The organism is Leuconostoc sp. UCMA20149 (assembly GCF_030400235.1).
GTDB lineage: Bacteria > Bacillota > Bacilli > Lactobacillales > Lactobacillaceae > Leuconostoc > Leuconostoc pseudomesenteroides.
This window is the reverse complement of record NZ_VJYC01000006.1, coordinates 1-14,023: the sequence shown is the minus strand read 5'-3', so window position 1 is coordinate 14,023 and position 14,023 is coordinate 1. Positions and strand designations below refer to the sequence as shown.

The following is a 14,023-nucleotide window of genomic DNA, read 5'->3' as shown; positions in this document are numbered from 1 at the left end:
TAATTTAATTATCCAGTGATCTTGAAAGTGAGAAAGAATGTATGAAAAAATCTTTGTTAGTAAGTGCTGTTGCGGCCTCAGTTGTTAGTGGACAGGTAATTGAGGTTTCTGCTAGTACAACGTATAATGTCAAAACGGGTGATACCTTATATGCCATTGCATTAAAAAATAATTTAAGTGTTAATGAGATTAAGCTAACAAATCATTTGAGTTCAAACACTATTTATTCTGGGCAAAAGTTAATATTAGATAAATCAGCCACATCTAGCACGACTGCATCAACCACAGTTTCGACAAAATCTAGTAATACATATACGGTTAAATCTGGTGATTCATTATCAAAGATTGCCACAAGCTATGGTATGAGCGTATCTCAGATTGCTACTTTAAATCAAATAAGTAATGTTAATGTTATTCGTGTTGGTCAAATTCTAAAAGTAGCTGGTACAAGTGCAACGACTAGCCAAAGTAGTGCGACGAATATTACCACTAGTAAAGTGTCGGTTAACACAGGCACTTACACAGTTAAATCAGGTGATACACTTTCCAAAATTGCTAGTTCAAATAAAATGACGGTAGCACAGTTGGCTTCGCTAAACAACATAACAAATGTGAACATGATCAAGGTCGGTCAAGTCCTAAAAGTGACGCAAACAACTACCGCAGCTCAGTCTGCAACAAGCGCGTCAACTAGTACTAGTAATACAACTACTGGTACTAGTAATACAGCGTCCTATACAGTTAAATCGGGTGATACACTTTCTAAAATAGCTGCAAACTATAATATGAGCCTTACGCAAATTGCTAGTTTAAATCAAATAAGCAATGTCAATGCGATTCGTATTGGGCAGGTTTTGAAAGTTTCCCAAACTACTACGAGTGCTAATCAATCATCAACCACTACTTCTAAGGCAACAACAACTACCAGTACCAGTACAACGACAACAACCGGTAGTTATAAGGTTAATTCTGGCGATACACTTTATGCCATTGCTGCGAAATTAGGAGTAAATATTAATACATTGTTGTCTTTAAATGGCTTGAATTTGTCAAGTACAATTTATGTCGGGCAAGTATTAAAAACTGCTGCAACAACAGCTACCACTACTACTCCTAATACTACAAATTTAGCAACGTCAACAGGGGGAAGTATTTTAACTACTGGATTGAGCGCTACCCAAGCTGCTTGGCTAAATACTGCTGTGGCTGATGCAAAAGCTGCCACAGCTGGGACAGGTGTATTAGCCTCGGTTACAGTGGCACAGGCAATTCTTGAAAGTGGCTGGGGGCAATCAACTTTAGCTTCAGCACCATATTATAACTTATTTGGCATTAAGCAAGGGACTGGCTGGCAAGGTTCAATTGTAAACATGAACACGTCTGAATATGTGAATGGCAAGTGGGTGACAGTCTTGGCGCCATTTAGATCATATAGTTCACAGATGGCTTCGTTTCAGGACCACACGAATTTCTTATTGACGAATAGTCGCTACGCTGCTAACGGGGTGATTAATGCCAAAAATTATGTGGCGATGGCTAATGGCTTACAAGCAGCAGGGTATGCGACTGCACCAACCTATGCTAGTACATTGATTAGCTTAGTTGAACGATATAATTTGCAATCATTAGATTAGTTAAGTTGCATAATTGCTAAGGTCGTAGTTTTTACTACGATTTTTTTTCTTACTATTATCAATAACGGCCTAATCTGATTTTAAGAACTCAAATACAAATTTTTGCAATTGATTCAAAGAGGTAATCAGTTGTGGATTTGGTCCTTTATCAAGACTATATTTGATAAAAATCGTTGCATTAGCAGCATATAATTCTGAAAAATAGGCTACTGGCATGCCTTTGATGATATCAATTTGCTGTTCTTGAAGCATGTAATCATAGAATTCGTCATACAACAAGTTTTTGAGTTTATATTCTAAACTGTCTTGATGGTTAATATGTTTTATTTCAAAGAGTCGCTTCATTATTTCAGCATCATGCTCAAGAAATTCGGTCATTTGTAATAGGGCATTTGAAATATCTTTTTGATGCAGTCTATTTTGAATATACTTTTTCAGCGTGTTGATTTGGGTAGTATTAATCGCGGAGAGTAAATCGTATTTGTCAGCGTAGTGCCGATAAAAAGTAATACGACTAATACCAGCCTCGTCACAAATTTGATTGATGGTTAATTTAGAAAAATCAGTTGACTTGAGTACATTTAAAAAGGCAGTTTGAATTTCTTGGTTAGTGATTTCAAATCTAGTTGTCATAGTAGCGTTTATCCTTTCAAAAATGGTGGGAATGTAACAATTTGCCCGTGATTGTAACTCGTTTTTATCTAAATAGTTCGTTATCGTAGTATTTAGGAAAAGGAGGATACAATATGTATCAGAATTATCATACAGACGAACAATTCAATTTTCAAATCAACCGATTCATTGAACCTTTTTATGAAAATGAAACGGTTCAGGCTGATGTCTATGCTGCTGCAAAGCACATTACTGATGTTAAAAGCTGGATTTCGGTTTGGATGGCATTAGGACAGAAAGCTAATGATGCAAAGCAGTACGCACTGTCTTCTGCTTACTACCAACTTGCAGATTTTTTTGTCGGCGAAGATGATCCAATTAAAGCACAAACTTACTCATTGTTTAAGTCAAATTATTATCAATCCATTGATAAATCTCAAATTGAGTTTGACCAAATACCTTATCAACATGGTAAAATACCAGTTGCAATTATCCGTCAGGTGGGTGCTACAAAAACTTTGGTCTTTCACGGTGGCTTTGATTCTTACTTGGAGGAATTGATCCGTTTGGTATTGACTCATTGTATCGGAGCATTAAAGTCATACAATTTTGTATTATTTGAAGGGCCAGGTCAGGGGATGTCGCTAAAATCTGGTTTGCCAATGACTTGCCAATGGGAGCTTCCTGTTAAGGCTGTTCTTGATTATTATAACCTTGAGGAAGCTGACTTGATGGGGATGTCCTTAGGTGGTTATCTGTCAATGCGGGCCGCTGCGTTTGAACCTAGAATTAAAAAAGTGATCGCCTTTGATGTCTATTATAGTATGATGGATTCTTTGATAATGAAATTACCTGATAAGGCAGTGAATGCAGTCCATAAAATCAACAATCCAGTGATTGCAGCCCTAGTTAATCGTAAAATCATGGCGGCAACGCAAAACGATGTGGATATGGCCTTTAAAATTCAAAAAGGCAATGAAGTGATGCATACAAAAAAGCCATCGGATTTAATCAAAGCTATTTCAAAGTTTACAATGGCTGGTATCGAGGACAAGATTACACAAGATGTCTTATTATTAGCGGGTGATCATGATATGTATGTGCCATCAAAAACAGTTGATGACGTAGCCAAGTCATTAATAAATGCCAAATCGGTTATCACCTATCTATTTGATCAGGCAAGTGGTGGGGAGAGGCACTGTCAAGTTGGCAATAAACAAATTGCTTTTGACAAAATTAATCACTTTCTGGGGTGATTTTAGTTGAGTGTGTTAATAGTAATTTAGTAACATTCATTTTAAAAAGTAAGGTGACATAATGAAGTCACCTTACTTTTTTGGCGTTATTGGTAGGTAATCGTATTGTTGTGTATAGGCAGATTTAATCTAATGTTGTCGTTAATGTATTTATTATTACTATTTTGCTTTACAAGCTAGTGATTTGTGTTACACTACTAGTTTGCAATACATAATAGAGGAGAAGGGGTGATCACTTGCCGCAAAATGATATTTCCAGTCAAATGCTTAAAGGTATTCTGCAAGGTTGTTTGTTGATTCTAATTAATCAGCGACCTTATTATGGTTATGCAATCAGTCAAGAACTTTCAAGATATGGATTTGCTGATGTGCCAAAGGGCACAATCTATCCATTATTGATGAGTATGGAAAAAAAAGGTCTGATTATAGGTAAAATGCAACCGTCGAAAGATGGACCACAACGCAAATATTACCATATAACGGCCAATGGTAAACAAGCTCGACAAACATTTCTAAATAAATGGGATACGCTGTCACTCAATGTCAATGATTTAATAAATGAAAGAAGGAATGATTCATGAACAACGATAATTTGATTAATAGAAACAATCAGTTACGGGAAAAATTAAATTCAGCAAACAAACAATACTATGAAGATTTGCTAACCTATATCCGCGGCAAATCAATGTTTAATAGAGAAAGAGATGTAGAGCAACTCATGTTAGACATGCTGCACGACTTAATTGACGCTCAAAGTAATGGACAATCTGCCGAAAGCTATTTTGGTAAAAATCCACAAGCCTTGGCTGATGAAATATTGCAAACATTACCCAAATCTTTTTTTGAAACTTTCAAACTAGCTTGCTATATCTTGTTTGGTTATGTTCTCTTCTTTACCATTCCCAGCATGGCAATACCTTCAGCAAAATTTGACCTTGGTAATTTAATGATAACTGGCGTACTTGGTTTCATTTGGTCTCTAGGCGTTTTATGGTTGATAGGGCAAGAAACATATCAAAAAAGTAAATTCAAAAAATATACTAGTTACACTGCTTGTGCTTTGATTTTTGTTGGCCTGATCATAGGAAGTGTTTTCCTGAAAACACCACTTTCTTTGAGTTTACCGGGTTGGTGGGGTATTGGTACTATCCTAATTTTATTTGTTATCACAACAACCATTTTCCTAGTTGAGCGTAAACGGATGCCTTTTCTTATTACTATTTATGTTTTGATTGTACTTGATACGCTACTGGGTATTGGTAGCCGAATTCCGGGTTTTGCTGATTTGTTAACACAACCGATTTCTAAATCAACCGCATTATGGGTTATATTAATTGGCGTGCCAATCGTTGCAGTTGCATTTGGCTTTGGAACTTACCGTTATCTCATGAAAAATGACGCTACGAACTAACATTAAGTAGCAGCTGATTCTTCCAAAAAATACTTTTTTTAAAAAATTTAACTTCTTTTTTATTTACAATTTGTTAGTAATTTAATGACAATGTGCAATTAGTTGATAGCACATTAAAAGCAATCTTCTTTGTTTCTTAAACATTGAAGATTGCTTTTTTGATAATAATTAAAGTACTTTCATGAGAATTCAGAAATGAAAGTGAGCAACTGTAGCACAAAAAAAGCGCCAGTTAATCCAAGACATTGTTCAACCTACTTAGCTATAACAAATGAAAACGCATTGCCATCGAAATGTAACACTGGCGCGAAGATTGGATCATGATTCGTAGCAATTTAGTTTGCAACTTGAATTTAGGATGTTTCATTCAAAATTTTATACGCCATACCTTCCGTCATGATGACGTCGGTAATTAATTTGCCTTTGATTGCACCAATAACTGGCTTATATTTTGATTTTCCTCTCACCAAGCAAATTCTTTTTGGGACCTTCAATATTTGGTCAATGCTAAGACCCAACACTTTATCGGCTTCAAGATTTAAAAAACGACCATTAATATCGTAAGGGCGACCATAAATCAAGCCAGCAATTTCTTGAGTATTAACAGTAGAAAAAATTGCATTCAAATTTTGCTTCCAAATTGGAATAGAATCAAGTGATAATATTGTGCCAACACCGGTAATCAACGCATCCATATTATCGGCGACCGCAATGGTATTTTGTAAAGAAGGCTCTGAGTACAAACCATTTCGAACACTGTCGTTTAAAATGTACAACGGTGCTGGTAAGGTTAAAAATTCACCAGAAACTTTTTTTGCGGCTCTTTCAACCATTCTCATTGAGCCGGCGGTTGAATTATACTTCATGTTTTCTCCCAAAAACTGTGTGAATTTAACACGCTCAAGCGGTCTGTTTTTTAAACTATCAATCATGGTGTAGATGGTTTCGCCCCATGTTAAACCAACAATTTTATTATTATCTTGTAGAACCTCATCAACGTAGGTAGCGGCAAAATTAGCAAGGTGCTCGGATGTTGTTATATTGTTAATGTCATCTTGAACCACATAAAAATTGATGTCTTTGAACTTGTCGCGCAAAATATGCTCAATCTGCGGATTACGATTAGAATTTTCAGTGATTTCGATCTTAACAATTCCAACTTTAACCGCTTCATTAAGGTATTTATTAACTAAATAACGACTAATGTTGTATTTTTTTGAAATATCACCGAACGGCAATTTGTTTAAATAATAATCCTCAGCAATTTGGGAAAGTATTGTTCTTTCGAGCATGACGAATGCCTCCATTTGTTATCTTTACAAATTGTACAAATAATTTATAAAAATATCAAATTATTTCAAAAAAAATAAATGATTTTAAAAATATTAATTTAAAAAAACTAAATCGTTTTTAAATATTTAAAAATAAAAAATCTAAACAAAATTTATTTTAAATATTTTAAAAAAACAGTTGACTTTTTAGAATGACAACCATAGAATGAGTTTGTTATCAGTTATGCGTTTTGTAATAACTGAAAAAGAAAAAGGAGTTATTTATGGTAAATATGGATGAAGTGCTTTCAGTTCATCAAGCACATACAGGTGTACTCGATATTGAATCTTGTTTTGATATCACCACACCAACTGATTTAAGTGAAGCATACACACCAGGCGTTGCTGGACTAGCGAAACTCATTGCTAAAGATACGTCAAAAAAACGCGATTACACAATGAGTGGGAAACTAATTCCAGTTATTACAGATGGATCTGCTGTTCTTGGTTTAGGCAATATTGGGCCAGCAGCTGGCTTGCCAATTGTGGAAGGTAAAGCATTAATCTACAAAAATTTTGCAAATGTTGACGCTTTACCCATGGCGTTGAATCAAATGAGTGTTGATCAATTCGTTGATACAGTTAAAGCTATTGCACCATCGTTTGCTGGTATTCATTTGGAAGACATTTCGGCACCTAAGGTGTTCGAAATTGAACGACGTTTGAGCCATGAACTTGACATACCGGTTTATCACGATGATCAGACAGGAACAGCAATTGTTGTATTAGCGGGTATTATTAATGCGGCAAAAGTTGTTGGTAAAAATGTTCATGATTTGAAAATTGTTGTTAACGGTATTGGTGCTGCAGGTGTGGCAACAACAAAAATTTTGATTGCGGCTGGTATTTCTAATATTACATTGGTAGACATTAACGGCGTTATTAATTTGGGCGACGCAAATTCAAACAGTTACCAGCAAGAGCTTGTACGTGAGGTTACTCAAGTAGATGGCAAATCATTAGACGATGTTATTGCAAATCAAGATGCATTTATTGGTTTGTCAGATGCCAATGTTTTCAGCGGAAAACAAGTAGCTCGGATGAACGAGAATCCTATCATTTTTGCATTAGCAAATCCTGTACCAGAAATTTCACCTGATGATGCTAAAAAAGCTGGTGCAGCAGTTATTGCTACTGGTTCGTCACAATGGCCAAACCAAGTCAACAATGTACTTGTATTTCCTGGTTTGTTTAAAGGATTGCTGGAAAGTGGTATTAAACACGTTGACATGGCACTTCAACTTAATGTTGCACGTGCTTTGGCAAACATGATTAGTGATCCAGATGCCACCCATATTGTACCAGCTGTCTTTGATAATGACGTTGTGAACTCGGTAGAAACAGCAGTAGTTGATTATGCTAAACAGCACGCTTAAAACGATATGATGTCAAATGAAATTAAAACAATAGATTTAAAGGATAAGTCAGTACGACGTGGTTGGCAAAATTTTTTAATGGCTTGTGGCATCAAAAATTTTGATGATAGTGAGTTAAATCCTTTAGATATCACAATCGCGGTGTATGAAAACGAGGAAATTGTTGGGACTGGTTCGATTGCTTGGGACGTGATTAAGTACGTTGCAGTGCAAGAAACAACAATATCGGGTCACAGTACACTCTTTAATCAACTCATGACAAAACTAGAAAACTTTATGGCCGTTGAGGGACGTTTTCATCAATTTGTTTTCACCAAACCAATTTACCAAAAAAGTTTTGAATACATTGGGTTCAAAACGTTGGCTGAATGTGAACAAGGAATTTTGCTGGAAAAAGGATTGCCAGATATTAAGGAATACTTGTCAACAATTCCGCGTCCCAAAACACCTATTGATAAAGTAGCCAGTGTTGTTATAAATGCCAATCCATTTACAAACGGTCATCGTTTCCTAATTGAAGAGGCATCCCGAGATAATGAACTGGTCTATGTGTTTGTATTAAATCAAGAAGCTTCGTTATTTCATACCGATGAGCGTATTGCGCTCGTCAAGTCAGGTGTGCAAGACTTATCCAACGTCATTGTGGTTAATGGTGGTGCTTATATCATTAGTTATCTGACGTTTCCTGCGTATTTTCTAAAACATAACGATTCTGCCATTGATTATCAAACAACAATAGATGTCAGATTGTTTAAATATAAAATTGCTTCAGTTTTAGGCATAACTAGTCGATATGTTGGCAGTGAACCGCTATCACACACCACAAACTTGTACAATCAAAAGTTAATTTCTGAATTAAATCCGCAAATTGAAGTTCATGTTATTCAGAGGAAACTAGCGACGGGTAATCTGGGTGTTATATCGGCACGCACCGTCCGTGAAGCAATTGATAAAGGAGATGAAACAGTATGGCAAAGAATGGTGCCTGAAACGACACAGCATTTTATTTCAAATAACTTACTAGAATTGCAACAACGTATTAGAAAGGGACAAAATATTAATGGAAATTAAAAAAACAGCCATTGCGGGAACATTAGAATCTTCCGATGTTCAAATCATGTTAAGCAAAGGGACAGTTGGAGTGGAATTTGATTTGGTTTCTGATGTGGCAAAACAATTTGCCGATGATATTAAATCAACAATTAAAGAAACATTGGGATTGTATGGCATAGAAAATGCTGTGGTGAAAGTTGTTGATAAAGGGGCATTGGACATGGTTATCAAGGCACGTACCCTTACGGCGATTCAAAGAGCTTTAGATGCTGTTGATCAACCAAATTGGGAGGTTTTGTAATGAATAACGAACGATTACGTCGCACAATGATGTTTGTTCCTGGTAATAACCCAGCTATGGTTAAAGATGCAGGAATTTTTGGAGCTGACTCTATCATGTTTGATTTGGAAGATGCAGTTTCTTTGGCTGAGAAAGATTCAGCACGTTATCTGGTTTATGAAGCGCTTCAAACAGTAGACTATGGTTCTTCAGAATTAGTCGTGCGTATCAATGGACTAGATACACCGTTTTATAAAAATGATATTAAAGCAATGGTGAAAGCTGGTATTGACGTTATTAGATTGCCTAAAGTTGAAACGGCAGCGATGATGCATGAATTGGAAAGTCTAATCACCGACGCGGAAAAAGAGTTTGGTCGTCCAGTTGGCACAACACATATGATGGCAGCTATTGAATCGGCGCTTGGTGTCGTTAATGCGGTTGAAATTGCTAATGCTTCTGACCGTATGATTGGTATCGCTTTATCAGCCGAAGACTATACAACTGATATGAAAACACATCGTTATCCTGATGGCCAAGAACTCTTGTATGCACGTAATGTTATCTTACATGCTGCACGTGCCGCCGGTATCGCAGCATTTGACACTGTGTTTACCAATTTGAATGATGAAGAAGGATTTTATCGAGAAACTCAGTTAATTCATCAATTGGGATTTGACGGTAAATCATTGATTAACCCCCGTCAAATTGAGATGGTAAATAAAGTTTATGCGCCAACAGAAAAAGAAATTAACAACGCGCAAAATGTTATTGCTGCTATTGAAGAAGCCAAACAAAAGGGTTCTGGTGTTATATCAATGAACGGGCAGATGGTTGATAGACCAGTTGTCTTGCGTGCACAACGTGTGATGAAACTAGCTAACGCCAATCATTTAGTAGATTCGGAGGGAAATTACATTGAAAAATAAAGTAAATATCGACGTTCCTGATGCTATTTTGGAACAATTAGATGATAGTGTGTTTGAAAGCACAAATTATGGCAATCCTGAGATTCAAAGAGTTGGTCCTAAGGTGCGAGCCACTACTGGAGAAAGTAAAGTTCAAAGTTCAATTGATGATGTCTTGTCAAATACTTTAAAAGATGGCATGACAATTTCATTTCATCATCACTTTCGAGAAGGTGACTTTGTCTTTAACAAAGTCATGAGAAAAATTATTGACATGGGCTATCAAAATCTTACATTAGCGCCTTCTTCTTTAACAAATGTTATGAATGATATTGTGATTGAAGCAATTAAAAAGGGTGTTGTCACTAATATCACTTCTTCTGGTATGCGTGGCACACTTGGTGATGCGGTATCACATGGTATTCTCAAAAATCCAGTTATCTTCCGTTCTCACGGCGCACGTGCACGTGCAATTGAATCTGGTGAAATCAAAATTGATGTTGCATTTCTAGGTGTACCTAATTCAGACGAAATGGGTAATGCTAACGGTATGAATGGTGACGCTGCTTTTGGATCACTAGGATATGCACTAATTGATGCGCAGTATGCGGATAAACTAGTTTTGATTACAGATACGATTATGCCTTACCCCAACACACCCGCTTCAATTAAGCAGACTCAGGTTGACTATGTCGTTAAGGTAGATAAAGTAGGTGATCCCGACAAAATTGGATCAGGTGCGACAAGATTTACAAAAGATCCAAAGGAACTAAAGATAGCAAAAACGGTTAATGACGTTATTGTTAATTCTAAGTATTTCAAGAATGATTTCTCATTTCAAACAGGATCAGGTGGTGCTGCACTTGCTGTAACTAGATTCTTGAGAGAGGCAATGGTGGCCCAAAACATCAAGGCTTCATTTGCATTGGGTGGTATCACTAAACCTACTGTTGATCTTTTAAATGAAGGCCTAGTTAATCGTGTAATGGACGTACAAGACTTTGATAAAGGTGCCGCAAGCTCTATGAAGCTAAGTCCTAATCAGCAAGAAATTGATGCTTCTTGGTATGCCGATCCTGCTAACAAAGGCGCAATGGTTGATAAATTAGATGTTGCTATTTTGTCGGCCTTAGAAGTTGATACTAACTTTAATGTCAATGTCATGTCAGGTTCTGATGGCGTTATCCGAGGTGCAATTGGTGGACATCAAGACGCTGCAACTGCCAAATTGACTATTATTTCTGCACCCTTAGTTCGAGGCAGAATTGCGACGATTGTTCCTAAAGTTAATACTGTTATCACCCCCGGAGATTCAATTGATGTTGTGGTCACAGAGGTTGGTATTGCGATTAATCCTAAAAGAACGGATTTGGTAGAACAGCTAAAGCAAGTGCCAGGATTGCCAATTTACAGTATTGAAGAGTTGCAACAAAAGGCTGAAAAAATTGTTGGCCAACCAGCACCCCTCAAATTTACAGATCGTGTAGTAGCTGTGGCAGAATATCGTGATGGTTCAGTCATTGATGTTATCAAAGAAGTCGCAGATTAAGTGATTGCGTATTTTATTGGCGAAAAGCGAATCATATTTGATTCGCGTACATAGCAAATAAAAGCAGAAGGAAAAACGAATGGACTATTTTGAAGGTGGAGAACGCCTTAACTTAATGCAAGTTCTTGATAATAGAGAATGGCGCGAAAAATACCAAAAACAGTTAATGGCAAGTTTCCCAACAGCTGTCATCACTAGTGTCAAGCTTAACTTGCCGGGACCTATCAAAACGTCACCAAAATTACAGTCAGTATTCCAAAACATAATTAATGACTTGAACCCAGTTTTCAAAGATCTTCAAATTATTAAAGAAGCATCATTTGTAGATCAAAGCACTGGCCCTGAAATATTTTTTGTCACGAGCGGTTGTTTGAAACTAGTAAAGCAAATCATGATTACTTTTGAGGAAAGCCACCCACTGGGACGTTTGCTTGATTTAGATGTCATGTGTCAAAACGCTGATAAGCAATTATCTCGCGAAGAACTGGGATTTGCCCCAAGAAAGTGTTTGTTGTGTGGAAAAGATGCCAAAACTTGCATAAAAGAAGGTAATCATTCTCTTGCAGAGGGATACATTCAGATTAATAAGATGCTTCATAATTTTGAAAAATCAAAAATGATTGTGCCACAAATGACTCAAAGTCAAGTTGTTAATGCAGCACTTACTGGCATGCTTTATGAAGTATCGTTAGCCCCGAAACCGGGCCTTGTAGATCCAATCAGTAATGGCGCGCACAAAGATATGACGGTTTTTACATTCATAGATAGCTCATTGGCATTACAACCTTATTTAAATGAAGCATATCGTATTGGTAATCAATTTAAAGGGACAGATTTACCTAGGATGTTTTCATTATTAAGGAATGCTGGCATAAGGGCTGAAAAGGATATGTTTGCAGCGACGAATGGTGTCAATACCCATAAAGGTGCTGTATTCTCGTTAGGAATTATGGTAACGGCAGTTGCGTATGCAACACAGAAAGGTATTACTAACTTACTGACGATTCAAAAAGTAATTAGCGACATGACTCAAGATCTCGTAAAAAACGATTTAGGTAAAAACAACTTACGCAATAGCCAAAATCGACAAACAGCAGGAGAACGTCAATTCATTAAATATAAAATTCCGGGTGTTCGTGGTGAGGCTGAAAAAGGCTTTCCAATCGTGATGAATCTTGCGTTGCCATTTCTCTGTGAGCAACAGGGTAACTTAAATCAACGACTATTAAACACGTTGATGAAGATTGCGGGTAATATTGATGATACTAATCTAATCAAAAGGGCCGGTGATGCTACGATTTCAAAAGACATGCAGCACTGGTCAATGACGTTTTTCCAAATTGGTGGTAGTTACACACCAGAGGGGCTAAAGTTTCTCAATGATTTAGATCAAATGTTTATTAAACGAAACCTTAGCATGGGCGGTGCGGCAGATAACTTAATTTTAACCATATTCTTAGCAAGATTGGTGGGATCTTTATGAGTATGAGCTACATTGTGACAAACGATCACGTCAGGCTCGCTTACAGTGATGTTGGAGATGGTCCAACCATGATATTTTTACCGGGCTACTCTGATATCAAAGAGACGTGGTATTTTCAATCTAAATACTTTTCCGAAAATGGGTACCGTATTATTTGTTTGGACTGGAGAAGCCATGGGTGTTCAGCGCATACAGCCAAAAATATGAAAATCATGCGTTTAGCTGCCGATTTACACGAACTGATTACAACCTTAAAGTTAGAAAATGTCATTTTGATTGGTCATTCAATGGGTGCTATTGTGATTTGGGCGTATGTGACAATATTTGGACAAACAAATGTTAGCAAAATAATTACAGTCGACGAATCACCAAAACTAATTAATGATGTCGGTTGGCAAGCAGGAATAAAAAACCTTAATTGGGATAATTTTATTGAATTGGCACCGTTAATTTTGCAGCAACCATTGACTGAACAGCAGATGCCAGCAACATTGAAAAATATTCGTAATAGATTTAAAACAGATCATCCATTTGATGCTGATTTGGGATACGGACTACTATTAGATCATATGAAACAGGATTGGCGGACAACCGTTATTAACATAACAGTTCCTCAATTATTTGTTGTCGGTGACAAATCACCATTATGGGCAGGTGATTATAGTAATTATTGTGAAAAAAAGAACAATATAAATATTTTTAAAACTTTAATTAAAAATACAGGGCACTTTCCGCAAATCGAAGACGCAGAACGCTTTAACAGTGAAATAGATTTTTTTCTTAAAAATACTTAAATGATTAAAAGTTTGGTGTCTATTTTTTTAAAAATTTTTAACATTTTATGTGAATAAAATAACAAGCGAAAGAAGTTAATCATGATAAACGAAAAAGAAACAAACGGCAATAAGTCAAAGCTCAAAAGTGCTTTAGGTGCTGTGGACAAAATTAAAATTAGCGGGATTGGATTGGTTGTGAAGTGAACCCCAATAGTTGGACAAAATAGAATTAACTAGCGGACTCAGTGGTGAGTTGTCGATATTGAACCGGCGACAGACCATTGAGTTTTTGTTTGATACGGTGATTGTTGTAATAATTGATAAAGTCATCAACGACCACTTTGAAATCATGAA

At 36.5% G+C, this 14,023-nt stretch carries 14 protein-coding genes; 11 read left to right on the top strand and 3 right to left on the bottom strand.

What is annotated here, in order from left to right:
* Window positions 1-41 precede the first annotated feature (41 nt).
* Window positions 42-1,634 (top strand): LysM peptidoglycan-binding domain-containing protein, encoded by a 1,593-nt coding sequence (locus FF105_RS06250; protein ID WP_147651496.1) that lies wholly within the window; start codon window positions 42-44, stop codon window positions 1,632-1,634.
* 69 nt (window positions 1,635-1,703) lie between these two features.
* Here the strand turns inward: FF105_RS06250 and FF105_RS06245 are convergent, their stop codons facing one another.
* The gene (locus tag FF105_RS06245; protein WP_147651498.1) at window positions 1,704-2,267 is read right to left on the bottom strand and encodes a TetR/AcrR family transcriptional regulator; all 564 of its coding nucleotides are present in this window, start codon (window positions 2,265-2,267) and stop codon (window positions 1,704-1,706) included.
* A 113-nt stretch (window positions 2,268-2,380) separates the two neighbouring features.
* Here FF105_RS06245 and FF105_RS06240 point away from each other — a divergent pair, with 113 nt between their 5' ends.
* The 3 genes from FF105_RS06240 (at window position 2,381) to FF105_RS06230 (ending at window position 4,913) form a co-directional block, all read left to right on the top strand.
* On the top strand, window positions 2,381-3,502 hold the full coding sequence (locus FF105_RS06240; protein ID WP_290046461.1) for an alpha/beta fold hydrolase: 1,122 nt from the start codon (window positions 2,381-2,383) through the stop codon (window positions 3,500-3,502).
* Window positions 3,503-3,765: 263 nt separating this feature from the next.
* A complete protein-coding gene (locus FF105_RS06235; RefSeq protein ID WP_200136121.1) occupies window positions 3,766-4,083 on the top strand; it encodes a PadR family transcriptional regulator in 318 nt (105 codons plus the stop codon).
* Entirely contained in the window at window positions 4,080-4,913 is an 834-nt protein-coding gene (locus FF105_RS06230; RefSeq protein ID WP_147651501.1) for a hypothetical protein, read from the top strand. The genes FF105_RS06235 and FF105_RS06230 overlap by 4 nt, the downstream gene beginning before the upstream one ends.
* A gap of 353 nt (window positions 4,914-5,266) precedes the next feature.
* Here FF105_RS06230 and FF105_RS06225 read toward each other — a convergent pair whose 3' ends face one another.
* Window positions 5,267-6,205 (bottom strand): sugar-binding transcriptional regulator, encoded by a 939-nt coding sequence (locus FF105_RS06225; RefSeq protein WP_114667624.1) that lies wholly within the window; start codon window positions 6,203-6,205, stop codon window positions 5,267-5,269.
* A 263-nt stretch (window positions 6,206-6,468) separates the two neighbouring features.
* Here FF105_RS06225 and FF105_RS06220 point away from each other — a divergent pair, with 263 nt between their 5' ends.
* From FF105_RS06220 to FF105_RS06190, 7 genes are all read left to right on the top strand, one after another.
* Window positions 6,469-7,620: an NAD(P)-dependent malic enzyme gene (locus tag FF105_RS06220; protein ID WP_290046460.1), complete on the top strand. Its 1,152-nt coding sequence runs from the start codon at window positions 6,469-6,471 to the stop codon at window positions 7,618-7,620.
* A 9-nt stretch (window positions 7,621-7,629) separates the two neighbouring features.
* Window positions 7,630-8,691, top strand: a complete 1,062-nt coding sequence (gene citC, locus FF105_RS06215; RefSeq protein WP_290046487.1) for a [citrate (pro-3S)-lyase] ligase — start codon at window positions 7,630-7,632, stop codon at window positions 8,689-8,691.
* On the top strand, window positions 8,681-8,974 hold the full coding sequence (gene citD / locus FF105_RS06210; RefSeq protein ID WP_050892382.1) for a citrate lyase acyl carrier protein: 294 nt from the start codon (window positions 8,681-8,683) through the stop codon (window positions 8,972-8,974). The genes citC and citD overlap by 11 nt, the downstream gene beginning before the upstream one ends.
* Window positions 8,974-9,882 (top strand): citrate (pro-3S)-lyase subunit beta, encoded by a 909-nt coding sequence (citE, locus tag FF105_RS06205; RefSeq protein WP_050892381.1) that lies wholly within the window; start codon window positions 8,974-8,976, stop codon window positions 9,880-9,882. Before citD ends, citE begins: the two co-directional genes overlap by 1 nt.
* Window positions 9,872-11,410: a citrate lyase subunit alpha gene (gene citF / locus FF105_RS06200; RefSeq protein ID WP_147651507.1), complete on the top strand. Its 1,539-nt coding sequence runs from the start codon at window positions 9,872-9,874 to the stop codon at window positions 11,408-11,410. The genes citE and citF overlap by 11 nt, the downstream gene beginning before the upstream one ends.
* 79 nt (window positions 11,411-11,489) lie before the next feature.
* Window positions 11,490-12,893 carry a triphosphoribosyl-dephospho-CoA synthase CitG gene (gene citG / locus FF105_RS06195; protein ID WP_147651509.1) on the top strand — a complete coding sequence of 468 codons (1,404 nt, stop codon included), beginning with the start codon at window positions 11,490-11,492 and terminating at the stop codon, window positions 12,891-12,893.
* Window positions 12,890-13,687, top strand: coding sequence for an alpha/beta fold hydrolase (locus FF105_RS06190; protein ID WP_290046459.1), 798 nt, complete (start codon window positions 12,890-12,892; stop codon window positions 13,685-13,687). Before citG ends, FF105_RS06190 begins: the two co-directional genes overlap by 4 nt.
* A gap of 211 nt (window positions 13,688-13,898) precedes the next feature.
* Here the strand turns inward: FF105_RS06190 and FF105_RS06185 are convergent.
* A partial coding sequence (locus FF105_RS06185; protein ID WP_290046486.1) for an IS3 family transposase occupies window positions 13,899-14,023 on the bottom strand: 125 nt, incomplete at its 5' end.